This window comes from Streptomyces violaceusniger Tu 4113, from assembly GCF_000147815.2.
In the GTDB taxonomy this organism is placed as follows: domain Bacteria; phylum Actinomycetota; class Actinomycetes; order Streptomycetales; family Streptomycetaceae; genus Streptomyces; species Streptomyces violaceusniger_A.
In genome coordinates, this window is sequence record NC_015951.1 from 198,155 (window position 1) to 223,716 (window position 25,562).

Sequence of the window (25,562 nt, forward strand, 5' to 3'; positions counted from 1 at the left end):
TGCGAAGTGCACGCCTTCACCAGCGAGGCGGACTCCCTCACCGCGGCCCTCCGGCGCGCGCATCCGGACGTTTGCCCGCGAGGCCTACGATCTGCCTCCGCAGTTCGACCCGGCTACCGAAGCCGGGCAGATCTGGGCGTCTCGCTACGACCACCACCGTCTACGGGCGGCCGGTCGACGAGCAGCTCGAGGCCGGCGGTGACAGGGAGCTGCTCGACCTGTGGCTGATGCGGACGGGGTTCCGACTCCACGAGTATGCCGCGACGGCACGGGTCGGCCACGGCGCTTTCACTGGCCGGCCCCGGACTTACGACAAGCGTCTCTCGGGGCTGGGTTGCCCTGGTGCGTGAAGGCGGCCCAGTGGTGGATCTGGTCCAGGCCCGGGCCGGTCGCCTCGTAGAGCAGCTCACCGCGGAGGGTGGGCGGCGGGGTGCGGTCCGGGTCCAGCATCCACAGTTGGGTGGCGCGCAGGGCGTCGGGCGGCGCCAGGCCCTCGGCGGCCAGGAAGTGGTGGAAGACGGCCATCATCACGGCCGTTTGGCTGTCGCGCACCGCCCAGCGGGAGCCGACCGCGTCGGCCGCGCCGCGGGTCACTAGGGCGGTGGCGAGGGTGAGCGACTCGTCGTGGTCCCGGGTGCTCAGGTCGGTCTCGCAGGCGCTGAGCACGATCAGGGGCCCGGTCGTGTCCGGCGGCCGGTCGGCGGCGCCGTCCAGGAGGCGGGCCACGGTCAGCAGGCCCGAGTCGGGTTCGGTGTCCGGCCCGGCGGCCAGTCGCAGCGCGGACCGGGTGGGGTGTGGACCGGCCACGGCGTGGCAGGAGATGTGCACAACGGATGCCGTAGCGTCGCCGCCGGGCAGAACGGCGAGCAGGTCATCGGGGGTGCCGGGGGCGTCCTCGGGCTCGTCGGAGGCGAGGAACGCGCCGTAGCGCAGGGCGTCGGGGTAGCAGGCGGTGCGCAGGGCGTCGGTCTCGGTCTCGGCCCACAGCAGGGTGAGGTCCGGGTCGGCGACCAGAACCTGACGGTCGGTGGCAGGCAGCCGCCGGCGCCGCGCGGCTCGCAGGAACTGGGCCCCGGAAGGGGCGTAACTGAAGACCGCGTCCTGACAGGCAAACCGATGACCGGGGTCCCCGGTCGCCCGCGGTCGCCGAGCCGCATGCCACGCCACGGCCCCGAGCGGCCCACACGGGACGAGCACGATCCGTGGCGGCCGGAGGGTCGGGCCGGGGGCGTTGCTACCGGACGGGTTCGCGTCCCCTTCGGACAAGCCCGGGGAGTCCCCGCCGAGCGGGCCCAAGGTGTCCCCGTCGGACGGGCGCAGAGCATCCCCCTCCGACGAACCCAAGGCATTCAGCAGCGGCCCGATGGCCGCCTCCCATGCCCAGTCGCACAGGTCGACCAGCGCCGCCTGCCAGTGACGCTCGGTCTGTCGGCTGGGGTGTTGCGCGGGGTCGACGGCTGCGCCGGATCGGTCGGCGGCGGCTTCCAGATAGCGGTCCAGCGGGGCGCTGCCGGTGCTCAGCAGCCGTGGCAGCGGTAGGACTTGGGGCTGGACGGAGTCAGGCCGGACAATCAGCGCGAAACCTGGGGCGGGGTAGCGCAGGCCCTGTCCGGGCACGAGGTAGACCAGCGCGTCAGTCCGCGTCGCGGCCAGGCCGGCCGCGAGTTCGGCCACCTCCGGCACGCCGAGCACCGCCTCCGCGCTGTCACCCCGGGCGCCCAGCGCGTTGAGCGCCATCCGGCGCAGCGCCCCCGTCATCCGGGGACCGGCGGCGTCTGGCGAGGCCGTGGCGGCGGTCTGGGCGAGCCACCGTCGGGCCAGTTCGAGGTGGCCGTCGGCCGCCAGCAGGTCGGGGATGTTGCGGGAGGCAGCTGCGGCACGCAGCACCATGGCACGGCCGAGTTCCAGGGCCCGCACCGCCTCGTCTGGGCGGCCGGACAGCCAGGTGGCTCCGAACGCCAGCCGTCGGCTCAGGACCGCCCCGTCCCGGGCCGCCGCGAGGCCGTGTTCGGCACCGAGTTGGAGCAGGACGTCGGCGGCCAGTTCTGTCAGCGCCTGGTGGGTGATGTCCAGCGTGGTCCGCAGGTCCGCAGCGCGGTGCGGACCGTCGCGCCGACTGCGCCAGAGGTGGGCCTCTGACAGCTTCTCCAGGATCTCGCGCCGGTGGACCGAGGCGTGTCCTCCGGAGATCAGGTGGCGTACCGGGGTCAGCTCGGCGATGGTCCGGTCCAGCAGTGCCGGTTCCCCGAACTGCTGGAAACCCGTCATCAGCAGCAGGCCGAGCTGCGCCCGCGCCAGATACTCCTGATCGTGGTTGAGGCGGGGGTCCTCCAGGGCGCGGCGCAGCTCTGCGTCGGCGTCGGCGAGCGCCCGGTCGAGTGCGGCCCGGCCCTCGTCCGGTGGTCCCTGACGGATCGTGAGCAGCGTCGGCTTCAGCGAGTTCTCGCCAGCCCGCTCTGCCTCGCCGAGGTAGTGGGCGGCGAGGCGCTCTCCGGCCGGGTCCGGCCGGTGCTGGGCGCGGATACGGTGGGCCTCGGCGAGGACGCTCGCCAGCTTGCCACGCTCCGCGCTGTCCGGCGGCAGAGCTTTGTAACGGCTGGTCAGCTCCTCAAGCAGCTCGGGCAGCCCGGTCGGATCGCCGCTGGCGCGCATCCGATCGAGTTCGAGACCGGCCCAGGACAGCGTGAGGTCGCTCGCGGAGCTCGACCCGTCCGGCCCTTCCGACGCATCCGGCGCGGAGCCGTCCCGCGCTGCGGCGGCCCGCAGCCCCCTGGCGATCGCCAAAGCGGCCTCGGCGTCCTGGTGGTTGCCGTCGGCAGCGGACTGGGCCAGGACCTCGGCCAGGGTGGAGCGGGCGGTGGTGGCCAGCGGGTTGTCCTCGGGGACCGAGCCGATCGAGTCCCGCAGCAGCGCGGCGGCCCGTTCCAGATGCCCCGGGTCGCCGCTGCGGTAGGCCAGCAGCCGGTCGAGGTTGGCGGCCAACGTCCGTTCGCGGAGTCCCAGTTCATCGGAGAAGTCCCGGGTCCAGTCGTCGAGGTGTGGTACCAGTCCCGGGTCCAGATTGAGGGCGACGGGCCACTGGACGCGGTCGACGCACTCCGGCTCCAACACGGCCGGGTCCAGCTCGTCGAAGTCCACACTGCCCGGCACCAGCATATCTGTCACCAGCAGCAGGTACGCGTGGAGCTTGGCGACGTGGGTCCGCTCCGGGGTGTTCGGCGGCAGCTCGGGCAGCGCCTGCCGGGCCAGTTCGGCGGCCCGGCGAACGCCCCGGACGCGGGCGGCGGGGGTGCCCGCGCTCGGTCCGACCGCGCGGACGAGTACGTCCAGCAGCTCGATACCGACCGGATCCAGCTGCAATTCGGTCAGCGTGCCCCCGATGTCCCGTCCCGGTTTGGAGCTGTACAGCTCCGTGGTCAGCCACACCAGCAGGCGGGTGAACCGCGCGGTGCTGAGGGAGGAGGCCAGGGACACCAGACCATGGACGGCTTCGGCGACCGGATCGGCGGGCGGTCGCGCCAGCGAGCGGTCGATCCGCTGCCGCACCGCAGCGGTTGTCTCGTGGAAGTCCGGGCTCATCGGGGCACACTCGAGGCGCTCGACGACCTTCCGGGCCTCCGTCAGATCCGCTCGCGGCGGTTCGGGTGCCACGGCCACGGCCCCGCCCAGCAGCAGGCCGACCAACACCGTCCGGGACTCGACCGCCGGCAGGTGGTCGACCGGCAGGGCGCGGTCGGCCCAGCGCAGGTAGCGCAGCGCCGTCTCACGTTCCCCGGGGTCCGCGTCGCCGTCGTGGCTGCAGCGCACTCCGAGCAGTGCTCCCAGTTGGGGTACGACGAACGCCCGGGCCGCATGGTCCGGCGGCAATAGCCCCTCGACGGATGTCAGCCGGTCGATCACCCGGCGCAGCGCGGCGGAGCGTAAAAGGCCGTCGATGTCGCCGTTCAGCAGATCCCGGGCCTCTCGGACGGCGGCGATAGCCTGCTCCACCAGCGCGTCCGGCGTGCCGTCGCCGGCCGGGTGTCCTCCCTTGTCGGTCATCGCGTCCCCCTCCGCCCTCGCGCGGCTGATGCGGCGTCCGTTCCCTTCCACCGGAGGCTGGCCCGGGAAGTGCCCTCGGAAGCATCCAGCGGTCGGCCGCCGCCGTGGTGACAGTCCTCTCGGTGCGTCGGCACCGCGAGAGCATTATCACGGCGTGATACTCCCCCGGACTACGTTCTGCCGCGCGTGGCTATCACGGCGTGATAGTTGGGAGCGCCTGGCTCGGACCCGAGGGAAGGCAGACGTGATTATCACGCCGTGATGGCTGAAGCCCACTGACTCTACCTAGGTAACGTGTCAATGCTTGATTCGATCACGTTCGTTAGTAAGGTGTCAGGCATGGCTTCTCCCGCTTCCGCCGGCGACCGCGAGAAGGTCGTCTCCAAACTCCCCGGGTGGCTCCGCCAGGACCTCAAAGTCCGTGCAGCCCAACTGGGTACCGAGATCCAGACCGCAGTGACGCAAGGCATCACCTACTGGTGCGACCTCGCGTCGACCCCGCCCACCGTCGACACATCCGGCGCCGACTCGTTCTCCACCTGGCTTCCCCCAGGCCAGTGGGAGACCTTCAAGGACTCGGCATCCGATCGCAAGGTCTCGATCACCCAGGCCCTCGCCCAGGCCGTGCAGCTCTGGCTGCAGAAACATCCCGCGCCCACCGTGCAGCGACCAGAGATTCCCCGCCGCATCATCACCTGCAACCAGAAGGGCGGCGTCGGGAAGACGGCTGTCGCCGCAGGCACCGGCGAGGCGATGGCTGAAGACGCCAACACCCTGTACCCGGTGCGCATTTCCAAGCACTTCGCTGCCGCGCTGCTCAAGGACAGCGAAGGTGAATCCGGCGATAGCGGCTCTGACCCGCGGGCCATAGAGGACCGGCCCGGCCTCGGCCTGAGCGTTCTGCTTGTGGACTTCGACCCCCAGTGCCACCTCACCCAGCAACTCGGCCACACTCCGCTGCCCATGGACGGCGACAGCCTCACCAAGCACATGGCCGGCGAGCCCGCTGGCAAGCTCCGTGACCTGATCGTCCCCATCGAAGGCGACCAATTCGGCGACCGTCTGCACCTCCTGCCCAGCTGTAACGACGCCTTCCTCCTCGACGTCAAACTCGCCGGCGTCCGGGCACGCGAAGCCGCCCTCGAACGAGCCCTCGCACCGATCGAAGCCGATTTCGACGTCATCATCGTCGACTGCCCGCCCAGCCTCGGCCTGAGCATGGATGCCGCCGTTTACTACGGCCGCCGCCGCGACAACGAGCCTCCCGGCTCCTCCGGCGCCCTCGTTGTCGTCCAGGCAGAAGACAGCTCAGCCGACGCCTACACCCTCCTGACCACCCAGATCGAAGACCTCGGAACCGACCTCAGCCTGCACATCGACTACCTCGGCATCGTCGTCAACCACTACGACGCACGCCGCGGCTACATCGCCACCTCCTCCCTTGAAGCCTGGATGGACATAAGAGACCCCCGAGTTGTCGGCGTCATCGGCGACCTCAAGGAACAGAAAGAAGCAGTCCGCGTGAAACGCCCCCTCCTCGCCTACTCCCCCAAGTGCGATCAGGCGGTAGGCATGCGCGCCCTGGCACGGGAGATCTCATGAGCAGCAAGGCCTCGAAACTCGGAGCGAGCGCCTCCTTCGGCCAGGCCCGGCCCGTCAGCGCCCGGAGGGCCGCGATCAGCGCCGCCACCGGAGCACGCACCGAAGGCGTACCCGACCCCACAGAGCTGCCTGTCGGGCAGATTAGCCAGAACCCCGACAACCCCCGCGACCATCTGCGCGACCTTGAGGACATCACGCAGAGCATCAAGGAACTCGGCGTCATCAACGCCATCACCGTGGCCAGCATCGACGCCTACCTACAGGAACGCCCCGACCGCGCCGACGACCTGGACGAAGGCGCCAAGTACGTCGTCGTGGACGGCCACCGTCGCCTCGAAGGCTCGCGCCGCGCAGGCAAGGACACCATCAAGGTGATGGTCGACGACGCCCGCGTGGCAACCGATGAGACCCTCCTCGAGGCCGCGTTCGTCGCCAACTTCCACCGCGACGATATGACCGACCTCGAGCAAGCCCACGTCCTGGATTCGCTGGTCAAGCTCTACGGCAGCCAGACCAAAGCCTCGCAACGGCTCGGCCTCCCCCAGGCCACCATCTCCTCCAAGCTGTCACTGCTCAAGCTCTCCCCCGACCTGCAAGCCGAACTGGCCACCGGCGAGCGGCAAGTCGAACACGTCCGGAACCTTGGCAAGCTCAGCCCCGAAGAACAGCGGGCTGCGGCGGACACCCGAGCCGCAGAAGCCAAGCGGCGAGCAGAGCAGAAGCGAAACAGCCAGCAGGCGGCAACTCCATCCGCCCCCCTCAGCTCTGCTGCAAAGCAGAAGACTGACGACTATCACGCCGCGATAAGCCAGGACGCAGTCCAGACGACCACAGAGCCATCGCCAGAGGGAGCGACCACCCAGGCACCGGTCAAGGCGGCAACCGGGACAACTCCCGCCCCCGTGCCGGCGCAGCCCGCCGATCGGGGAAGGGACTCCACAGAGCGGCACGACGGGCAAGACGCTGTTCAGACGGTGCCATGGCGCGATGTACCTGCGGTCGCCAAGCTCATCCACGCCCGCATGACGGATGACGAACGTCGCGAGTTGGTCGCCCTGCTCCGCGCGTGAATCACTCGCCCAGCAAGGAAGCGGTGGCCGGCGTGGGGTACTTCGAGGCCGGTGGGACGGTCGTGCGGCGCGCCCTCCGCGTCCTCGAGGACACCGACACTGCACTGGTGACCGCCTGCCGCCCCGGCGCCGAAGCACGCTGGCCCTCCCTCTACACCAAGGCCCGTACAGACGGCGACCGCTCCGCGCGCATCGAGGCGTTCGACACGATGGCGACAGGGGAATGGGACCTGGAGGCTGGCCTGTGGCAGGACACCGAGCTGGTGTGCCGGGGGCGGTGGGTGTCTCGCGTGGAGTGAAGGGAGTCGGTGACGTGGTGCCGGGGGTGGCGCCTTTGGCCGGTGGTCGTTGGTACGTAGATGCGGTTGTTGACGGCGGAGTTGGCGACTGTCGGTGGATGGGGTGTGTGGGGCGTGGGCGGCTGGCTGTGGCGCAGCATTTGCACGGCCTGCATACAGGGGCACCGAGAGCGAAAGACGGTGCCCGCTGGACGGGCGCGACGTCGCGGCCGGCGCCCGCCCAGCGGGATGGGCTGTGAAGTTCCGGCGAACTATCCCGCCCCACGGGATCGAACCTTTTGGGCAGGCCAGAGCCGGTGTCCCCTGTGGGGATGCTGAGTATCGCGACGTGGGGGGCCAGCGCCCTCCGAGACGAAGCCCGAAAACACAGCCGCCGTTTCCGCGCTCTACAACGAGCAGGCTGGCCCCAGACCTAGGGTGGGGAGCAAGGTGCGGCCCGCATTGGGGGGAGCTAAGCCGTGAAGGAGAAGCAGTCCTTCAAGATGCAGCAGGCCCAGGACGATCGGGGCGTGCTGATTTCGGCCCGGCAGCTGAACGACGTGCCCAAGCCTACGTGGGCCAGCTCTGGTGCCCCCACTGCAAACACGAGGTCTATGCCGTGCCGGAGCATCCGAGCACCTCGAAGCTCGGCAAGCCGTACGTACTGTCCGCGCACTTCGCCTTAATGCCGGAGAAGAAACCCAAAGTCGAAATCGGCCAGGCGGGAACGAAGCGCCCGAAAGCGGAGCACTTCCGCGGCTGCCCGCTACGTGCGACCGAGACACTGGAGGAGATCGCCCGGCGCTCCCGAGGGCTCGCCGAGCTCGGTAACGGCCAGCTGCAGCTGCGCCTGGTCCTCACCGAGTCCACCGACACCAAGGCGGCGACGCTGCCCCTGCCGGGAGCACCGCTGAAGCCACCGCCGACAAACCCGGTGCGTCGTCAGGTCCGCAACCGGGAACCGGCGCTGGCTCCCGCGGTCACCAGCGCGGCGCGCATCGCGCAGCTCCTGGCCCTGTCAGCCTCGCCGCGCTCTACCAGCGACTGCAGGCGGGCCTCGTGAAACACCCCGTCGCCGTCGTCGGCCAGGTCGCCGCGGCCGGCACCAGCCGGGGCGGGCAGCCATGGCGCCGGATCGCCGCCAACCTGCCCACCGGCCTGCCAGGCCGCCTTGCCGTCGCTGACGTCTACCTGCGCAGCGATCACCCGGAACTCTTGGAACCGCTGACCGAGGGCACCAGCGTGCTCGCCCTGGCCGCCCCGGACGTCCCCTGGAAGCTGTTCGTCCCGAAGAGCGGCGGGCACCACCAGCTCGTGCTGTGGCCCCGGACGCACTGGCAGCTCGCCTACTGGATCGCCGATCCGGCCACCGGCCGTTCCACCGTGCCCAGGACTCCGCCCTCCGTCAAGTCCCCGCCGCGGACCCGCCCCGCGCGCCCGAAACCGGTACCGAGGCCGACCGTCAGGCCGCCGGAAAGGGGAACGTCCGCCTTGCAGGGGGAGGCTGCCGAGCCTGCTGGCCCGATGGCCCCGCCTGCCGCACCCGTGCCGCCGCCCGCTGATCCCCCGCAGCCGACGGGCAGTCCTTCGGAGCCGACTTTAGAGGCACTGTCCCCTGCGGCGCCGCCCGGTGAGACGACGTCCGGCCCTTCGCCGCTTCCGCCGGTACCACCCGTGCCGCCAGTACCACCCCTGCCGCCGACGATGCCGTCGGTACCGCTGCCGACCGCTCCCCGTCGGCCTCGCAAGGGTCTGTTCAAGCGCTGGCGCAACCGCTGAACCTCGCCGTCAACGAGCCCCACTGGACGGATGCCTCTTCTCGGACTCACGTCGCCCTGCACCCGGGCGGCCTGGTCGTCGCCGTCCTCAACGCTTCCGTCGGCCTGACCTGATACTCGGGGCTTGAAGGCGTCCTGCCCCGGGGGAATTCGTTGGCGGCAGAGCGGAGGGCTCGCCCCCAAAATCTTGGGGGCGAGCCCTCCGCAAGGAGTACCGGCACTGAATTGTGGCCTACAGGTACTTACCGCTGACGCCGACGGCACCGAGCCCCGTCGGGCAGTTGGCTATGGCGTGTTCATAGCCTGTCGAGGTGCGCTTGATCGTTCCGTCACCGCATGCAACGGTGACCTGGACGTCCCTGCCGCTGTTGTTGCAGTACAGCAGGCCCCGGCCGTGACCGTACTTGTAGTCGGTCCACATGCTGCAACCCGGAGGGGCGGCCGCGGCGATGGAAGCCGCAGGGGAAACCGGCGTTGAGGATACGGACGCTGCCTGTGCGGGCACGGCCATGGCGCCGAAGGCGACCGCAGTGCCGAGCGCGGCGGTGGTGAAGGCATGACGAAGCCGCATAAGAATCCTTCCGGTTGGATTGGCGCCCCTCCGGCTTTTGGCCAGGAGCGGCTGGTGAGGCAGAGCCGGTCGTCAGTCGGTCGGCTGAGTGGTTCAAGGCTGATGCGTTGTGTGTCTCGCTGACCGTGGTGACGGTTCGGCTCGCCAGGACCAAAGACTGCTGACCGCTGACGGGCTATGGCAACGGCCAGCGCTTGTCCCGGACAGGTGGTGGCCGTCCGGGCTGGTCAGCGCGTTTGTCCGACCTGTCCCGGACAGCCGAGAGCTTGTAGGCCGTGTCGAGAGGTGCTGAAGCCGGAATTCGGGAACAGCGTCAGCGTGCCGGGGCGATGGTGCGGGGGAGCAGGTTCCGGAGCAGCTCGGCGGTTTCGGCTTCCATGTCGACGCCTCCGCCGAGCTGTTCGTTGATGTGGGCGAGATGCGCGGCGGCTGTGCGTAAGGCATCGATGTCGCCGGCGGTGCGGTGAGCGGGGTAGCGCGGTGCAGCAGTCCCGAACGCTACCTGCCCCGCCGCGCCACCTGGATCGGCTACCGCGTCGCGCTTGTGGACGAGCGGGTCGCCGCCCAGTACGGCGTATCCCTGGCCAGGGTTTGGCCACGTCTCTGGCAACTCCGCGATGACCGAAGCCCCAAGGTCGTCTCCGCTGCCTGGGACGACTACGCCGCCGCCACCGTCCGCGTAGCCTGGGCCCTGCCCTACCTGGTCGTCTCCCTCTTCTGGTGGCCGGCCGCCCCACTAGATGATCTATTCCAAGGGGTTTAGTGGTCGTAGGCGGTCAGTGCCCGCATGACCGGCTGGCCGGTGTGGTCGTTGTGCCAGATCGCGGCGGTGAGTGCGAGGATGCGCTGCAGGACACGGACGGCCACGCCTGCGGGTGTGCGGCCGCGGTGGCGTTCGAGATCGAGTTGTCCCTTGAAGGTCTCGTTGATCGACTCGATGACCTGCCGCAGCGGCTTGAACAGCTGTGATCCGGCGCGCTCGGCCTCGCCCTTGCGGGCGCAGCCGCATATCCAGCTCCGCCAGCTGCCGCTCGAACTCCCGGCCGAAGTAGTTCTTGTCGCCGATCAGTATCTGGCTGGGCCGCTCGCCGATGAGGTGCGGCTCGACGGCGAGCAGGTCCAGCAGGGTCTCGCGCTCGTCGGCCTTGGCCCCGGTCAGCGCGAACGCGACGGGCAGGCCCTGCAGGGTGCACACCAGGTGCAACCGCAGACCCCAGAAGAACCGCGAGTGGCTGGCACAGTAGCCGTACTCGGCCCATCCGGCCAGGTCGGATCGTTTGACCGTCTCGCGGGACCGCCCGCACTCGACCGGAGTGGAGTCCACCACCCACACGTCGTCGGTCCACAGCGTCGTGTCCGACGCCAGTGCGCGGGTGACGCGCCGGACGAGCTCGGCGGCCTTGCGCAGCCGCTTGTTGTAGCCGGGCTGCTTGGGCAGGTAGGGGAAAAGGTGCCGCAAGTGGGTGTGGGCGTGCCGAAGCCACCGGGCCTCGGAGGTGAAGCCGAGCATCGCCTGCATCATCGCCAAGGTCACCAGCTCGGCGTCGCTGAGCCGCGGCGCGATACCCACGGCCGGCCGCCACGGACTGAACTGCGGCGAACCCTTCAGAAGGTCGTCGGTCTTCACATAGAGTGCGGTCGCGAGGGAGTCCAGCTCTGTCTTCACACACCGACGTTGGACTCCTTCATCACATCCAGGGGCCCCTTCCCACACATTCGAGCCCATGCGACACCGGACAGAGCACTCACGCCGGCAGCCCGGCGGCGACAGCCCGCTCCCAGAGCTGGCACGATGTCCGGCATGGGCCGACCGGAGACGTTGAAGGACAACCTCGCCGCCCGCCGTCAATACGCGACTCTCCAGCGGGAGTCCTTCGACAGCGCGGATCTCGTGTCGGTGCGCTTGCAGCAGTTGTGGTTCACACGGTGCACATTTCGGGAGACCGACCTCCGCCAAGCCACCCTCGACGGCTGCCACTTCAAGTTGTGCGATCTCCGCGGAGCCAATCTGAGCGGCGCCTCCATGAGGGGCGTCACGCTGGCGGGCTGCGACCTGACCGGCGCCGACCTCCGGGCAGCGGACCTGACCGGTGCCCGTTTCGGCCGGGTCCTCACCGGTACCCCGCCTCATGGGCTCACCGACGCCACCGACGTCAGGCTGGCCAACGCTATTCTCCGCGATCTTCAGCTCGACCAGGTCATTGGCTGGCCCATCACCGGGTAGTCGGCCGATGCCCGAGGCGCACAGACGCTTCGATCTACCAGACGACCCCTTGGGATCGATCATCTAGCCATCGCCCTGGTGTTTCTCGGCTGATCCCAGGGGCGCCGCGGTGCCGACGACTTCTGCGTCAGCTGCGAAGCCGCCTTCGATATCCAACTCGGCGCCTGGCACACATCGTGGGCGTACCGCTGCCCCATCAGCGCGTGACCACGGCCGAAGGTCGGCAGATCGACGGCATCCTCGCAAAAGGCGCCTACCTGCCCCGGATGGACGATGGCCCCCGGCACCCTGACTACGTCGCAGACGACAGGCGACCGGGTAAAGCTGTCCCCTGAGCGAGGGCGATGTCGACGTGGGCACGCGCGCTCCGCCCGTCGGCGCTGCCGCCGGTGCCACCGCATGAGGCTCCCGCCGGCAGCGCAAGGAACTGTTCAAGCGGTGGCGCCGTCGCTGATTGACTGTTGGCGCACCTGTCCGAGCTGGGAAACACCAACGGCTCGTTGGCCGGTGCGATGGCTGCTCAGTCCCGGTCGAGCGCCCTACACGACTATGCGATAGACAAGCCGTCATCCATGGTGCAAGTCGGGTCGGAGAGGATGGAAATGTCACGGAGCTGGAGAATCACGGTGGTGGCGTTAGCCGTGGTGGGAGTCGCCTCCACACCTGTGGTGTGGCTGTTGGACGGACCCGATGCGGGACAGATGGCCGGGGCCTGTATCCAAGGGGCTGTTGGCATCGCCGCGCTGGTGTGGGCGCTCTTCCAGCCCGCGCCCGGCAGCGCGCCGGCGGTGGCGATCCGTACAGGGCGAGCCCGAACGGAGAGCGGAGGGCGGGCAGTGTCCGGGATCAGACGGCGCAGAAGGGACGCCCCGGCCACGGTGCGGGACAGCGGGAATGCCACCGCCACCGGGCAGGGCAGCAGCGCGATCAGCGGCATCGAGGAGATCTGAGGGCCCGGTGATACCAAGGTGGCGGGGACGGACACGGGAGCAGGGGGCACCGGACATGCGAAGGCGGGGCAAGAAGAGCGAAACTGCCCTTAGCGGCCAGGATGACCCAGGGAATGCGGCGACTGGCGATGCGCAAACCTCCTCCAGGGATGCGTCGGGCATCGGTAGCCCGGGGTCTGGGGTGTGGTTGTCGGGGACCGGGGACGCGACCGCCATGGAGGGTGGGCTGGCCGTCAGTGGCCACGTCGGCGCACTGCAGGTAGAGAACTTCAGTGTGGTGAGCGGCCCGCGGGAGCCGGCCGCATGGCCGCATCAGGTAGGCACTGTGCCGCCCCAGGCCCGGTCCTTCCAGCACCGAGGCGAGGCCGAGCTGCTGCGGGCGATGATCGGGCACGGTATCGCCGCTACGCACCAGCCCAGTGATGTCTCCAGCACTCGAGGCGGGGTGCTGACCGGTATGGGCGGGGTGGGTAAGACCCAGCTTGCCGCCGCCTACGCCCGCAGTGCCTGGCAGAAAGACGGCCTTGATGTCCTGGTGTGGATCAACGCCAGTACTCGCTCTGCGGTGATCTCGGGCTATGCCCAGGCCGGGGTGGAGCTGTGCCGGGCCGACCCTGCCGACCCTGAACAGGCCGCCTGTACCTTCCTGGCCTGGCTGGCCCCGAAGGCAGGGCCCCGGCCGTGCCGCTGGCTCGTGGTGTTGGACGATCTCGCAGACCCTGACGATGTGCGCGGCCTGTGGCCGCCGTCCAGCCCGACTGGGCGATTGCTGGTCACCACACGCCGCTGCGATGCCGCGGTGGCCGGCACAGACCGCCGCATGATCGAAGTCGGGCTGTTCACCCAGGCCGAAGCCCTGGCCTACTTGACCGCCTCCCTGGCGGCCCACACGCGTACGGAGCCTGACCCCAACCTGGTCGCGCTGGCTGCTGACCTGGGATGCCTGCCGCTGGCCTTGTCACAAGCCGCCGCCTACCTCATCGACGCCGGCATCAGCACCTCCGACTACCGCGAACTACTGGCCGACCGTACGGCCACACTCGCCGACGCCACCCCCGACCGCCTCCCCGACGACCAGCCTCTGCCCCTGCACGCCGCCTGGTCGCTGTCCCTGGACCGCGCCGACGCACTGCGCCCGGCTGGTCTGGCCCGCCCCATGCTCGAGCTCGCCTCCATGCTGGACCCCAGCGGTGTTCCTGACGTCGTTCTCACCAGCCCGCCAGCCTTGGCCCACCTCGGCAGCCACCGCACTCGCACTACCGCCGCACCCGAGCAGCCCCTGCTGCGGCAGCGGCTCACACGGCGCTCTCCGGCACAGGTCACCGCCAACGAAGCAGTCGGTGCATTGCGGGCGCTGCACCGCCTCAGCCTTCTGCAACACACTCCCGGCACCCCGCACCAAGCCGTCCGCGTCCACAAACTCATCCAGCGCGCCACCCGCGACAGCCTCACCGACGACCGGCACTACGACCTCGCGCGCACCGCGGCCGACGCCCTACTCGCCGCCTGGCCCGACCCCGAACGCGATACCACTTTCGCCCAGAGCCTCCGAGACAACACCACAGCGCTCACCATCTGCGCCGAGCACGAGTTGTATCAGCCTGCCCCCCATAGGGTGCTTTACCGCGCCGGACGGAGTCTCAGCGCAGCGGGGCAGGCCATCGCCGCCCGCAACTACTTCCAGCGCCTCACTGATACCACCACCCACCACATGGGTCCTGACCACCTTGACACCCTGCTCGCCCGTCGCGGTCTTGCAACCGCGCAGGGGGAGACGGGGGATGCGGCGGGGGCGGCCGCTGCGTTCCATGAGTTGCTAACCGACGCTGTACGCGGGCAGGGCGCGGATCACTTCTCCACCCTGTCGATCCGCAACGACATCGCCTACTGGCGGGGGAAGGCGGGAGATGCGGCGGCAGCGGCCGCTGTGCTTGCCGAGTTGCAGGACGACATGGTTCAGGCGCTGGGTCCGGAGGACCCCGAGACCCTGACGGTGCGCCACAACCTGGCCAGCGCGCGCAGGGCCGCGGGAGATCTGGAGGAGGCGGTCGCTGAGTTCTTTGAGGTGCTGGTTGACCGGCTGCGGATGCTGGGCGCGGATCACCCTGCCACCATGGCGGCACGCAACAACCTGGCCAGCGCGCGAGGGGAGACGGGGGATGTGGAGGGTGCGGTCGCTGAGTTTTCCAAGTTGCTGGTCGCCCAGCTGCGGGTGCTGGGCCCGGATCACCCTGAGACCCTGATGACGCGCAACAACCTCGCCTCCTGGCGGGGGGAGGCGGGGGATGTGGAGGGTGCGGTCGCTGAGTTTTCCAAGTTGCTGGTCGACCGACGGCGGGTGCTGGGCCCGGATCACCCTGAGACCCTGATGACGCGCAACAACCTCGCCTACTGGCGGGGGGAGGCGGGGGATGTGGAGGGTGCGGCCGCTGCGCTTACCGAGTTGCTGGCCGACATGGTTCGGGTACTGGGCCGCAAACACCCCGGCACCATGACGACGCGCAACAACCTCGCCTGCAAGCGGGGGCAGACGGGGGATGCCGAGGGGGCAGTCGCTGCGCTTACTGAGCTGCTGGCCGACAGGGCTCAAGTGCTGGGCTACACCCACCCTGACACCCTGATAACTCTCAGCAACCTTGTCTACTGGCGGGGGCAGGCGGGGATGTGGGCCCCCGGTGCTTGAGGGACCGGCCGGTAAGCGACCGGTAGGTTTGGCCGGGCGATGTGCGTGATCAGCTCAGGGGAGAAGGGGCGTGGAGGGGATAAGGGGACCGGCGCAGCCAGAGCCGACCCGCGGCACGGTCGAGGGAACGCGGTTCCGCCACCGCGGCCGCCGGTGCCGCCGCCCGCTGTCCCCGGCCCGCCGCCGCTTCCGCCGGTGCCACCCGTGCCGCCAATACCATCCGTGCCGCCGGCGACCGCCGGTACCACCGCAGACCGCTCCCCGTCGCCCTCGCAAGGGACCGTTCAAACGGTGGCGTAACCGCTGAGCCCAGCCGTCAGCAGGGCCCACTCGGCGAATACCTCATTTTCAGCGTGCCCGGACGACGGTCCGCGGCAGCAGGTTCCGCAGCAGCTCGGCGGTCTCGGCGTCCATATCGACCCCCCCGCCGAGCTGCTCATTGACGCGAGCAAGATGCGCCGCGGCTTTGCGTAGGGCGTCGATGTCGCAGGCGGCGTGGTGGGCGAGGAAGAGAGCGCGGTGCAGCAGTTCGTTCTCCTCGGCGGCCAGCAGACCCTGGCGTGCGGCCCACAGGGCGCCGGGGACGTCGTTGGCTTCGCGGCGGCGGGTGGACAACTCGTAGGCGACGTCCACGATCGCACTGACCATTTCCTGGATGGCGGGCTCGGCCCAGGCGTACCGCTGGGGGTCGATGGCGGTGAAGGGGCGGCCACGGACCAGGGCGAGGGCTTGGCACAGGGCGAGGTCGCCGTCCTCGGTGGTGTTGTGCAGTCCCTTGCGGGCGTGCTGCTGGAACTGGGTCCAGTCGCAGGTGACGTGCGGGCCGAGGCGGTAGCGGTGGTCGCCGGTGTCCTGGACGCGGGGGAAGTGGGCTTTGCCGTCGTCGTCGGTGCTGAGCCAGGAGCGCAGTCGGGAGATGACGGAGTTGCGCATGGTCTTGTTGACGATCTGCCCGGGCCAGAGGGCTTCGTCGATGGCGTGGTGGTCGACGCCGGGGTTGAGGGCTAGGAAGGCGGCGAGTTCGGTGCCGGTGCGCCTGCGGTTGGAGTCGACCCGGCCGGTGGCGCCCTCGATGGAGATTGGGCCGAGCAGCTGCACGGCCGGCCCGGTGGCCGTGCCGGGTTCGGGGGTGGTGGCTTCGGGCTCGGGCGCGGGAATGGTGGCGTGGACGGCTGGAGCTGGGGTGGCGCAGGGCTGGGGGGCGATGATGCGCGGGATGCCGGCCGGGTCGGGCGCCGGTGTGGGCTTGGCTGTTCGGCCGTCATCGGGGTCGTCGTCTTCGGCCAGGACGTCGGCGAGTGAGAGTCCTGCCGGTTCCGGCTCCTGACTTTCGGTCTCCCGGGGCGCCGGTACGGGGCTCTCGCCTGTCGCGGCTTCGTTCGGCGGCTCCTTGTCGAGGTTGTCCTGCTCGAGCTCGGCGTACTCGGCGGGCATGCCGCCCAGGTCTTCGTTGTCAGCCGTGCGGGTCCAGGCGGGTGCTGGGACGTCGGTGTCGCTGCCGGCGATGGTCAGCAGTTCGATGGCGTCGGCGAAGTGCTCATCGCTCAGGCCCTGGAGATGGACGGAGAGACCGGAGCCGGGCAGCACGATCGTCTCGTCCGGGCCCTGGCAGGTCAGCGTCCATGTGTCGGCGGGCAGCGGGGTCCCGGCGGGGGCCGCGGTGATGACGGCGCCAGCTGTACGGGGGCGCATGGTCAGGGCGTTGAAGAGAGCCGCGACAGCCGTCTCATCGGCGTCCTCGGGCAGAGCCTGGGCGAGGATGATGTGCGAGGTCCACGAGCCGCCGGCATCGTCGCGCAGCCGGGCATCACCCAGGCTGTGCGCTCCGAGGGCGGCCAGGGCGCGCCGCTGATCGGCCGTGTGTGCGGCGAGGTGGGCTGTGGCGTCGGCCAGATCGTCGGTGCGGGCGACGCGTTCGGGGGCGGCGGCGTCCAGACCGGGCACGGTGGTGCCGAGGGCGGTGACTTCGAGATGGCCCGGCAGGCTGGTGGTGGCGAGCTCCACGGCGATGGCCTGCAGGACGTGGCGGGCGAGGTGTTCGTCGCCAGCCAGGTTCAGGACGCCGACGTGCTCCAGGTCGACCAGCACCAGGCGGCCCTGGGGGTCCCAGCCGAGCGTGACCAGCGCCGGATACGGGGCGTCGGCGGCCTGGAGGTCTTCCGGTGAGGCAAGGCCGGAACTGCTGGCCGTGCAGGTCCACACGTCCTGACGGTCGGCCGTGGTGGTGAAGGGCGCGCAGGGGGCGGTCTCTTCGGCGAGGTGGAGCTCGATGCGGGTCTCGTGGAGGACGACTGCCGTCAGGACAGGCAGGTCGCGGCTCTGGGCGGCGAGGCGGAGAGCGAGGGTGCGCAGCGCGGTGTCCAGCAGGTCGAAGCCGGTCGGGTGCTGCACGGCGCGCAGGCTCTGTTCGGTCGAGGCGGCGCTGCCTTGCGGCATGGGGATCCGGCGGCCTGGCCGGCGGCGGCGTTGCTGCAGGACTCGACGGGTGGCCAGGGTGCTGACCAGTGCGGCGGCGAGGATGCCGGCTCCGGCCCACACGGCAGCCGGGGCGAGAGTCTGCTGGCTCTCCTCCGACGACTGGTGAGCCTCGGCTTGGTCCGGGCTGGTGTCCTGCGCGGTGGGGGAGGGGGCGGGGGTGGCATCGCGGGTGCGGCTGGGGGCGGGGGAGGGCTCGGCCGTATGGCTCGGTGACGGCGCTGGAGCGGTGGTGGCCGGGGGCGCTTCCTGCTGTCCTCCGTCCTGGCCCTCGTGGTGGTCCTGGTCGGGGGGAGTGGCGTCTTGCTTCCGCTCGCCGCGCGGCGGAGTCTTCCCGGTGTCGGGCGGGTCGGCCGGGCCCTTGCGCGGCGTGTGTGCCTGGGGCAGGTCGAGTTGCTGGCCGGGGTAGATCAGGTCCGGGTCGGTGAGCTGGTCTTGGTTGGCCTTGTAGAGGGCGGGCCATTCGGCCGGATCGCCGTGCTGGCCGGCGATGGACCAGAGGCTGTCGCCGTCGTGGACCGTCACACTCGGCGGCCGCTCCGCATCGTTTTCGGAGTCGTCCGGGGCACCGGCGTGGGCACTCTCATCCGCGGAACTGCGGGCGGCCTCACCCGTGTGCGCCTGAGTCTCGGGGCTGGGGGTCTCCTCGGGGGCCGTGGTGGTCGACCGGGTAGCGTCCGGTGCCGGGCTGCTGGCGGGTTCGGCCTGCCGGGCGTCGGCGGGAAGTTTGAGGACCATACCGGGGTGCAGCTTGGCGTCACCGGAGGCGAGTTCGGGGAACTCCGGGTTCAGGGCGGCGATGTCCTTCCACCGTGGCCCGCTGCCCAGGTATTCCTCGGCCAGGTCCCACAGTTCCTCACGTGGAGAGGTGACGGTGTGCCGGGGCCAGTCCGTCTCCCCGCCCGGGGACGCCGGTGAGGTGCTGGCGGTGGAGCTCGGGGTGGTGCCCGCGGCGGTCTGCGTGGCGGTCGCGGCGTGGGCGGGGGCCGTGGCCGCCGAGGCAGCGGTCGGGGCGAGCAGCACGATCCCACTGATCAGCAAGCCTGCGAGGGACTGCAGGCCGCCGAGTCCCTTGATACGCGGGGCGGAGCGCCGCCGCAGCACGGCGGTTGCTTCCACCAGGACGGAGAGGGTGAAGGCGGCCCACCCGATCCATCCGAGGCAGGTGAGCACCACCAGGAAGAGGCTGTCGTCGTCGGGACGCATGAGCATGTCCAGTCCGCCGGACAGCTCGGTCGGCTGGTGTCCGACGATCAGCAGCAGGTACGGGACGCCTGCGATCAGTGCGGCCAGGACGGCGAGGCCGATGAGGGCGCGCAGCAGGACGCCGATGCCGCGCAGGGGTCCGGGGGAGCGGTGGGCCATGTGTCAGTCTCCGGCCTGGGTTTGCAGATGGGCTGTCGCGGTGCCGCTCACGCTGATCGTTGACTTGCCCACCAGGGAGGCGAAGGAGGTCTGGTAGGTGTCGTGGACGGTCACGGTGAGGGTCTGCCCGTCGTCGGTGATCTCCACGTCTCCCTGGACGTCGGCGGCGGCGAGGTAGTCCTCGGCAGCCGCTGCGGCGGCGTCAGGGTCGACGGTGATGGCGGTGCCCTCGATGGCCTGGGCGGGATCGATCTGTTGTCCGGCGGAGCGGGCTGCTTCCTGGGCGAGGGAGGTGGCCCGGTTGCCGGCGTTCAGCGCGCCGCTGCCGTCGACGAGCAGTCCCATGACCATGAAGATCGCCACCGTGGCGAGCGCGAAGAACAGCGACATGGAGCCGCGCTCTCGGTGTTGGCCGAGGGCGGCGTGGAGACGGCGCTGGGCGATACTGCGGCAGCTCATTGACGGCCCCGGTAGGTGTCGATGGGGCTGGTCCAGGAGGCGGTGAGCGTCTTGGACCCCGGTAGGCCCGGCAGTCCGATGTCGGAGAGATTCGCGGTGCAGGAGATCGTCGCTGTGACGGAGGCTTCCTCGCCCACATCGAGGGCGTAGCCGGAGGTATCCACCGTGACGCTGGACGTCTGGCAGGTCACGCCGTCGCCGTCCAGGCTGTGGGTGGCCGCCGACTGTGCCTCGGCCTGGGCCGTACCGGCGTCGCGTTCCAGCGAGGCGGCGCGGGCGGCCGCGCGGGCCGCGCTGTCCACCGCTCCGTCGGCATCGGCAATGCGGCCGAAGGCAATCATCAGGCCGAGGATGCCGATGAGGACGGGGGCCAGGACCGCGGTCTCCACCGCGTAGCTGCCGCGATCGCGGCGCAGTGCGTCCCCTAGCCGGCGGGCGCGGGAGGGGGTCATGGGTTGGTCCACCGTTCGATCGGGGCCTCGGCGGACTGTGTGAGGTCGAGCTCCAGGCCCGGGACGAGCGTGGCGACGCTGCCGGTGACCGTGATGCGGACTTTCTCCCCGCTGCTGCCTGTGGAGGAGACCTGCGCGCCGCGTACGGAGTTGCCGTACTTGGACAGGAACTGCTGGGCCTGGGTGACGGCGTCGCCCTCGTCCGCGCCGAGCTGTCGTCCCGCTTCGACGCCCTGCCGGGCGGCCGACTGGGCGACCTTGCGCGCGTGGTAGTAGAAGCCCACCTGGATGGCGGTGAGTGCCAGCACCAGCACGACCGGGACCAGGACCGCGAGCTCTACGGTGGCCGCTCCGCGATCGCCCCGCAGACAGGCGGCAGCGGCGCTCCGCCGGGTCCGCTTCGGCTTCCGCGTGTTCACGCTGCTCCCCCTTCTCTTCTGTCTGTGCTGGCCGGTTTTCATCCGCTGTTGATGATGCCGATCTTCTCCAGGAGCTTGCCGCGGATGGCGACGACCAGCAGGCCGGCGCCGAGGAGCAGGGCGCCGGCGATGACGGCGAGTTCGGTGCTGGACTGCCCGGCGTCGTGGGCCGTCTTCATCTGCGTGAACCGGCAGCGGATCCACTGGGTCAGGGTGGGGATGTCCATGAGTGCTTCTTTCTTCTGCTGTGTGTCAGCTGGAGAGGATGGTGCTGGTGACCGGGATCATCACGAAGGTGAGCATGAGGATGACGCCGAACGTGACGGGCAGCACCATCGAGGCTGAGGCGGCGTTCGCTTCGGCTTTGGAGTCCGAGAGGAGTGCGATCCGCAGCTGGCGGGCCTGGGCCTGCAAGGTGGCGTAGACGGCGGCGCCGTCACCGGCCAGCGCGAGCGTGTCAGCGGGGCGGGTCAGCTCGGGGATGTCGAGTTCTTCGCCGAGCTGCTTGAGCGCGTCCCAGGGTGTGACGCCGGACAGCTCGGCCTGGCTGAAGACCTGGCGCATCCGCGCGAAGATCCAGCCGTCGCCGACTTCGGCGGTCTGGGTGAGGGCTTGGGCGGCGCCGGAGTTGGCGATCCGGGCCAGAGCGACGCGCTCGAGGTAGGAGGCGGCGGCATGCCGGACGATCAGGCGGGCTGCGGCCGCGGCGCGCTTGACGTCCCGGCCGGGAGCCAGCCAGAACAGGACGCCCAGTGCGAGGGAGCACACTGCGGGCAGCGTGAACGGCAGGGGAGTGCCGGCCACCACGAGCAGGGCCTGGAGCAGCTGCGGGGCCAGAAGCCCGTACAGCGTGAACAGCACCCGTTTGCCCAGGTGCTCGGCTGGCGAGATCCGCAGCAGGCTCAGGTCCTTCGTCGGCAGGCTGATGCGGACGCCGAACTCCCCCAGCAGCCGGGTGCCGAGACGCTCGGGCAGTGTCCGGGGGCCCGCGGGAGCGGCTGTGGGGAGCGCGGCGGTGGTGTGACGGGCGTCCAGGCGGTCCAGAACACTGGCGAGGTCCGGCTTGGCCGGCCAGGCGGCCCGTACGGCCAGGCCGATCAGGGCACCGGCCGCGGCCGCGGGCAGGACGGCTTCCATCGGGATCATCGCGCCCCTCCCATCGTGGTGGTGTGCGAGGCGGGCAACGGGTCGAGGAGCCGCGGGTCGGGCTTGGTGCGGGCGATCCGGCGCAGCCACGACAGCGTCCATGCGAACGCGCCGCCGAGTGCGGCCAGCACGATCTGTCCCAGGGGTGAGGCGTACCAGCCGGACCATGCCTGGTTGAGCATGCAGCCGATCACGACGACGCAGATGACCACGGAGACCTGGCGGGATGCCTTGCGGACTTTGGCGCGGTCGGCCTCGACGTCGCGTGCGTCGGCGGCCTGCTGATGGATGGTGATGGCCAGGGCCTCGAGGGCGTCGGCCAGTCCCGGGCCCTTGTAGACGGCGTGGGACTGGAAGAGCAGCACCACATGGTCCGAGACGCCATCGGCGAGTTCGTCCGCGAACAGCGCGAAAGCCGCATGTGCGTCCATGCCGGCCCGTAGCCGCTCGGCGAGGGCTTGGACATTGGCTGCGATCGGGGCGGGGGCGGCCTTGGCGGAGGCACGGATCGTCTGGGTCAGCGAGATGCCCGCGGTGTGCACGCCGGCCAGGTGGTTGAGCCACTGGCCCAGGGCTTCGAGGCGCTCGATGCGGGCCTGGGCGGCGCTGCCCGGGTATAGAACGTAGGGCAGGCCCAGCACCGCGGCGCCGGCGAACAGGCCGTGGACGGGCCAGCCGGTGTACGCCCACACCAGCAAGGTGACGGTGCCGGCGGTGGTCACCAGGTAGCGCCGGCGGTGCCGCCATTGCTCGGGCAGCTCTGCCTTGGCCCGCTGTATACGGGCGGCCAGCCGGGACGGTGGTTTGATCGGGTCCGGTATGCGGCCGCGGATCTCGCGCACGGCCGTCACGATCGCCAGGACGGCCAGGACAGAGCAGCAGGCCGCGAGAAAAGCGAGCTGAGGTGTGGTCATCGCGGTCTCACCGTCTGCAGGGGGGCACCCCAGGCGCCGTGCGGGTTGTCGGTCAGCCAGCGCCGGTCGAACAGGCCGGTGAGCTCGAGGTCGTCGATGAAGCCCGGCATGTTCTGGTAGACCGCCCGCGGCTCGCCGCGGGCGGGGGCGAAGAGCTCGGTGGTCGTTGGCCGCCCGCGTTCGCCGACGACGTCGTGGACCTCGTAGATGTGGGAGACGAACCGGTGTTTCCTGCCGCCGAGCGCGGTCTCGTCTCGGTAGGTGAGGTAGACGATGACGTCGATGGAGGAGGCGATGAGGTGGTGAGCGGCCTCGGTGGCCATGCCGGCCTCGGTGCACAGCTGGACCAGGCGGCTGATGATGGCGTGCGGCCGGCGGACGTGCATGGTGCACATGGATCCGGAGCCACCGGAGGTCATGGCCTGCAGCATCGGCACGATTTCGGTCGATCGGACCTCGCCGACGATGACGCGGGTGGCGTTGTAGCGCAGGGAGGTGGCGAACATGTCGGAGATGGTGATCTCGCCCGCGAGCCGGTTGTCGCCGGTGCGTTCGCCGTTGGACTGACGGGCCTCGAAAGCGAAGGTGACCGGGCCCGGTTTGGCGCCGGGTTCATCCAGGTAGAGCTCGCGGTCGGATTCGAGGGTGACCAGGCGCTCTTCGGCCGGGATTTCACGGCCCAGTGCGCGCAGCAGGCTGGTCTTGCCCGCCCCCATGTCGCCGACGACCAGTAGGTTCATGCGGGCGTGAACGCACGCGATGAGGAACCGCTCCAGCAGCGGGTTCAAGGATCCCCACTGGATGAGTTCGCTGATGCCGTGCTGGCGGATGCGGTGCTTGCGGATGACCACCGAGGGGCGTGTGGTCAGCAACGAGGCGGTGACCCGGGAGCCGTCGGGCATACGGAAGCCCACCATCGGGCTGGACTGGTTCAGCCCGCGCTCGCCGTTGCCGGACAGGGCGGCCATGCGGTTGACCCAGGCGATGAGTTCGTCGTGGGAGTCGGCGACACGGTCGATGGTCCGGCGTGGCCGGTCGAAATACTCCACCGCTGCCTTCGTGCCGTCGACCATGACGTCTTCGACGCCGTCTTCGTCCAGGAGGGCCTGGAGGCGGCCGCCGCGGTACATGGCGTTGAAGACCGCGGCTCCGATCGCCGTCTCTTCGGCCGCGGTCAGCGGGGTATTGCCCTGTGCGTACTTGGCGGCCCAGTCGGCGACCGCGGACGTGGTGAGCGAGCGGGCCAGGGCGCGCCGGTCGGCCTCTTCCAGGATCCGGTCAGGGTCGCGTTTGCTGAGTTCGGCGGAGACATCGGCCTGCAGAGCTTCGATGACTTCCCAGCCCACCGGCAGCTCGCCGGGCAGGCCGGCCAGGCGCGGCACCGCGGCCGGGCTCGCCGATGGGCCGGACGCGGGCGGGGCCGTGGTGGGGGCCGGTGTCTCGGGCGGCCGGCGCTGGCCGAGACGGCCGGTCAGCAGGCTGGTGAGTGCTTCGCGGCCCAACGGCGCGGGATGGCCGCCTGTGTCGGGGTGCTGGTGTGTGTCAGCCACGCGGCCCTCCCCGGGCTGTTTCGGTCAGCCGCTGCAGGACGCCGGCGAGCTGCGGGTTGGCGGGCCGGACCGGGTACTGCTGCTGGATACGGCGACGCGATGAGGCGGCTTCGAGCTGCTCGGCGGCGGTGCGGGCGTGACGCAGCAGGGGGCTGCGTCCGTAGCCGCGCGGCGGGCGGCCGCCGCCGGTGAGGTAGGCGGCCGTCTCGGGGTCCCAGGGGAGGGCCGCGAGGACCGGGGTCTTCAAGGCTTCGGCGACCTGGTGGGCACGGTACGGGCCGTCCTCGATGAGCAGGAGGCCAAGGGCATCGGCACCGGCACCGCGCTCATCCAGTTCGGTACGCAGCGGTTCGATGACGTGACGCGCCAGGGTGAGGGACTGCTCGGTGCCGCGGACGGTGAGCAAAACAAGGTCGGCCTGCTGGACCAGCGGGGCCGGGGTGAGGACGGCGTGCAGGCGACCGGACTCGAAGGCGAGGCGACCGGTGTCGATGAAGACGTCGTGGCCGGCATCGGCGGCCAGGACGTGCATCACTTCCGACAGCGCGGGCCACGTGCGGCTGAGCGATGCGGCCTGGGTGGGGTCGGTCAGCCCGGGCAGCAGCTTGCGGTGACCGGCCTCGTCCATCGGCCATAGATGGCTGGCGAAGGCGTTGGCGAGCGCTTCGGTACCGATGCGTTCGGCAGCGGCGAGGTGATAGAGGCCGTACCCGGCGGTGACGCTGCTCTTCAGGAAGCCGGCCCGGATGGTGCCACCGGCGGGGTCGCACTCGGCCAGCAGCGACGCGCGCTGGGAGGCGAGGGTCAGCGCGAGCGCTGCGGTGGTCACCCCGCTGGACTTGGCGGAGACAAGAGCGGTGACGGGCATATCAGTTACTCCGCGGTTCACGGACCAGCGCAATGCGGCCCATCGCGGCACGCGTGGCCAGGGTCGGGCCGTCGGTGGCGGCCACGGCCAGATTGACCACGACGGTGCCGGAGGCGTCGGGGCGGGAAACCGAGACGACGGCGGCCTCGATCGTGGACGGCGGACCGTCGTCCTTGGCGGCCTGCTCGTCGCCCTGGGCGGGGGTGGACACGGCCAGGACCTTGTCACCGGGGGCGAGCGTGCCGGCCGGGGCCTGGCCGCGCTTGATCTGGACACCGACCTGCTGCTGGTCGTCGCCGAGCCCGGTGCCGCCGGCCAGTTGCGAGGTGGTGAGCAGGCCGCCCTTACGCAGGTCGACGGCGGGCCGCTTGCCGATGACGCCGGCCTTGTCCGCCGCCGGGACCGGCGTGAGGGCCGCGTCGGAGGAGACCTCTGCCACGCTCAGGTCGGCAGCGGTGAGCGCCTGACCCGCGGGGACGTCCCGGGCGACGGCCAGAACCTGCTTACGGTCGCTGGCGGAGGTGACAGCCGCAGCCGCACCCAGGCCGCACAGCACGGCCAGGACGACGCAGAGCGCGGCGACCGACCAGCGGCGTTCCCGCTTGACCGGGGGAGTGGTGGTGATGGGCACCTCGGGCCGGGGCGGACTCTTCGGGCGCGGGACCGTCGGCGCTGCGGGGGGTTCCATGGCGGTGATGGGCCTCTCGGGGTCTATCT

At 70.5% G+C, this 25,562-nt stretch carries 20 protein-coding genes and 1 pseudogene; 7 read left to right on the forward strand and 14 right to left on the reverse strand.

Features of this window, described 5'->3' with window-relative positions; all coding sequences use genetic code 11:
- Positions 1-288: 288 nt before the first annotated feature.
- Positions 289-4,041: a CHAT domain-containing protein gene (locus tag STRVI_RS44585; RefSeq protein WP_014043628.1), complete on the reverse strand. Its 3,753-nt coding sequence runs from the start codon at positions 4,039-4,041 to the stop codon at positions 289-291.
- A 339-nt stretch (positions 4,042-4,380) separates the two neighbouring features.
- Between STRVI_RS44585 and STRVI_RS44590 the strand changes: the two genes are divergently transcribed.
- From STRVI_RS44590 to STRVI_RS52350, 5 genes are all read left to right on the forward strand, one after another.
- Complete coding sequence (locus tag STRVI_RS44590; RefSeq protein ID WP_043242331.1) at positions 4,381-5,643, forward strand: ParA family protein; 1,263 nt, start codon at positions 4,381-4,383, stop codon at positions 5,641-5,643.
- On the forward strand, positions 5,640-6,713 hold the full coding sequence (locus STRVI_RS44595) for a ParB/RepB/Spo0J family partition protein (protein ID WP_014043630.1): 1,074 nt from the start codon (positions 5,640-5,642) through the stop codon (positions 6,711-6,713). The genes STRVI_RS44590 and STRVI_RS44595 overlap by 4 nt, the downstream gene beginning before the upstream one ends.
- A complete protein-coding gene (locus STRVI_RS44600) occupies positions 6,710-7,012 on the forward strand; it encodes a hypothetical protein (RefSeq protein ID WP_014043631.1) in 303 nt (100 codons plus the stop codon). Before STRVI_RS44595 ends, STRVI_RS44600 begins: the two co-directional genes overlap by 4 nt.
- A 598-nt stretch (positions 7,013-7,610) precedes the next feature.
- Positions 7,611-8,054, forward strand: coding sequence for a hypothetical protein (locus STRVI_RS44605; RefSeq protein ID WP_014043632.1), 444 nt, complete (start codon positions 7,611-7,613; stop codon positions 8,052-8,054).
- On the forward strand, positions 8,051-8,770 hold the full coding sequence (locus tag STRVI_RS52350) for a hypothetical protein (RefSeq protein WP_014043633.1): 720 nt from the start codon (positions 8,051-8,053) through the stop codon (positions 8,768-8,770). Before STRVI_RS44605 ends, STRVI_RS52350 begins: the two co-directional genes overlap by 4 nt.
- Positions 8,771-9,001: 231 nt before the next feature.
- On the opposite strand, the gene STRVI_RS44615 is transcribed toward STRVI_RS52350, so the two are convergent.
- From STRVI_RS44615 to STRVI_RS44625, 3 genes and pseudogenes are all read right to left on the reverse strand, one after another.
- Complete coding sequence (locus STRVI_RS44615) at positions 9,002-9,340, reverse strand: hypothetical protein (RefSeq protein WP_014043634.1); 339 nt, start codon at positions 9,338-9,340, stop codon at positions 9,002-9,004.
- Between the two features lie 313 nt (positions 9,341-9,653).
- Positions 9,654-9,950: a hypothetical protein gene (locus tag STRVI_RS52355; RefSeq protein ID WP_150112979.1), complete on the reverse strand. Its 297-nt coding sequence runs from the start codon at positions 9,948-9,950 to the stop codon at positions 9,654-9,656.
- A gap of 149 nt (positions 9,951-10,099) precedes the next feature.
- Positions 10,100-11,006: pseudogene (locus STRVI_RS44625) on the reverse strand (IS982 family transposase).
- 135 nt (positions 11,007-11,141) lie between these two features.
- On the opposite strand from STRVI_RS44625, the gene STRVI_RS44630 reads away from it, so the two are divergent.
- Entirely contained in the window at positions 11,142-11,564 is a 423-nt protein-coding gene (locus STRVI_RS44630) for a pentapeptide repeat-containing protein (protein ID WP_043242337.1), read from the forward strand.
- A 1,164-nt stretch (positions 11,565-12,728) separates the two neighbouring features.
- Complete coding sequence (gene fxsT, locus STRVI_RS44640; protein WP_106686065.1) at positions 12,729-15,197, forward strand: FxSxx-COOH system tetratricopeptide repeat protein; 2,469 nt, start codon at positions 12,729-12,731, stop codon at positions 15,195-15,197.
- A gap of 348 nt (positions 15,198-15,545) precedes the next feature.
- Here the strand turns inward: fxsT and STRVI_RS55850 are convergent, their stop codons facing one another.
- Genes STRVI_RS55850 through STRVI_RS44690 form a run of 10 tightly spaced genes read right to left on the reverse strand, consistent with a single transcriptional unit; the run spans position 15,546 to position 25,533 of the window.
- The gene (locus STRVI_RS55850) at positions 15,546-19,037 is read right to left on the reverse strand and encodes a LysM peptidoglycan-binding domain-containing protein (RefSeq protein WP_014043639.1); all 3,492 of its coding nucleotides are present in this window, start codon (positions 19,035-19,037) and stop codon (positions 15,546-15,548) included.
- A 3-nt stretch (positions 19,038-19,040) separates the two neighbouring features.
- Complete coding sequence (locus STRVI_RS44650; RefSeq protein ID WP_043242341.1) at positions 19,041-19,496, reverse strand: TadE/TadG family type IV pilus assembly protein; 456 nt, start codon at positions 19,494-19,496, stop codon at positions 19,041-19,043.
- Positions 19,493-19,948 carry a TadE/TadG family type IV pilus assembly protein gene (locus STRVI_RS44655; RefSeq protein ID WP_043242343.1) on the reverse strand — a complete coding sequence of 152 codons (456 nt, stop codon included), beginning with the start codon at positions 19,946-19,948 and terminating at the stop codon, positions 19,493-19,495. Before STRVI_RS44655 ends, STRVI_RS44650 begins: the two co-directional genes overlap by 4 nt.
- Positions 19,945-20,367, reverse strand: coding sequence for a TadE/TadG family type IV pilus assembly protein (locus STRVI_RS44660; protein WP_014043640.1), 423 nt, complete (start codon positions 20,365-20,367; stop codon positions 19,945-19,947). Before STRVI_RS44660 ends, STRVI_RS44655 begins: the two co-directional genes overlap by 4 nt.
- A gap of 38 nt (positions 20,368-20,405) precedes the next feature.
- Entirely contained in the window at positions 20,406-20,594 is a 189-nt protein-coding gene (locus STRVI_RS44665; RefSeq protein WP_014043641.1) for a hypothetical protein, read from the reverse strand.
- A 25-nt stretch (positions 20,595-20,619) separates the two neighbouring features.
- Positions 20,620-21,513 carry a type II secretion system F family protein gene (locus STRVI_RS44670; protein ID WP_014043642.1) on the reverse strand — a complete coding sequence of 298 codons (894 nt, stop codon included), beginning with the start codon at positions 21,511-21,513 and terminating at the stop codon, positions 20,620-20,622.
- Positions 21,510-22,427, reverse strand: coding sequence for a type II secretion system F family protein (locus tag STRVI_RS44675; protein WP_014043643.1), 918 nt, complete (start codon positions 22,425-22,427; stop codon positions 21,510-21,512). Before STRVI_RS44675 ends, STRVI_RS44670 begins: the two co-directional genes overlap by 4 nt.
- Positions 22,424-23,977, reverse strand: a complete 1,554-nt coding sequence (locus tag STRVI_RS44680) for a CpaF family protein (protein ID WP_014043644.1) — start codon at positions 23,975-23,977, stop codon at positions 22,424-22,426. The genes STRVI_RS44675 and STRVI_RS44680 overlap by 4 nt, the downstream gene beginning before the upstream one ends.
- Positions 23,970-24,845 (reverse strand): hypothetical protein, encoded by an 876-nt coding sequence (locus tag STRVI_RS44685; RefSeq protein ID WP_014043645.1) that lies wholly within the window; start codon positions 24,843-24,845, stop codon positions 23,970-23,972. The genes STRVI_RS44680 and STRVI_RS44685 overlap by 8 nt, the downstream gene beginning before the upstream one ends.
- A gap of 1 nt (position 24,846) precedes the next feature.
- Complete coding sequence (locus STRVI_RS44690) at positions 24,847-25,533, reverse strand: SAF domain-containing protein (RefSeq protein ID WP_014043646.1); 687 nt, start codon at positions 25,531-25,533, stop codon at positions 24,847-24,849.
- Positions 25,534-25,562 lie beyond the last annotated feature (29 nt).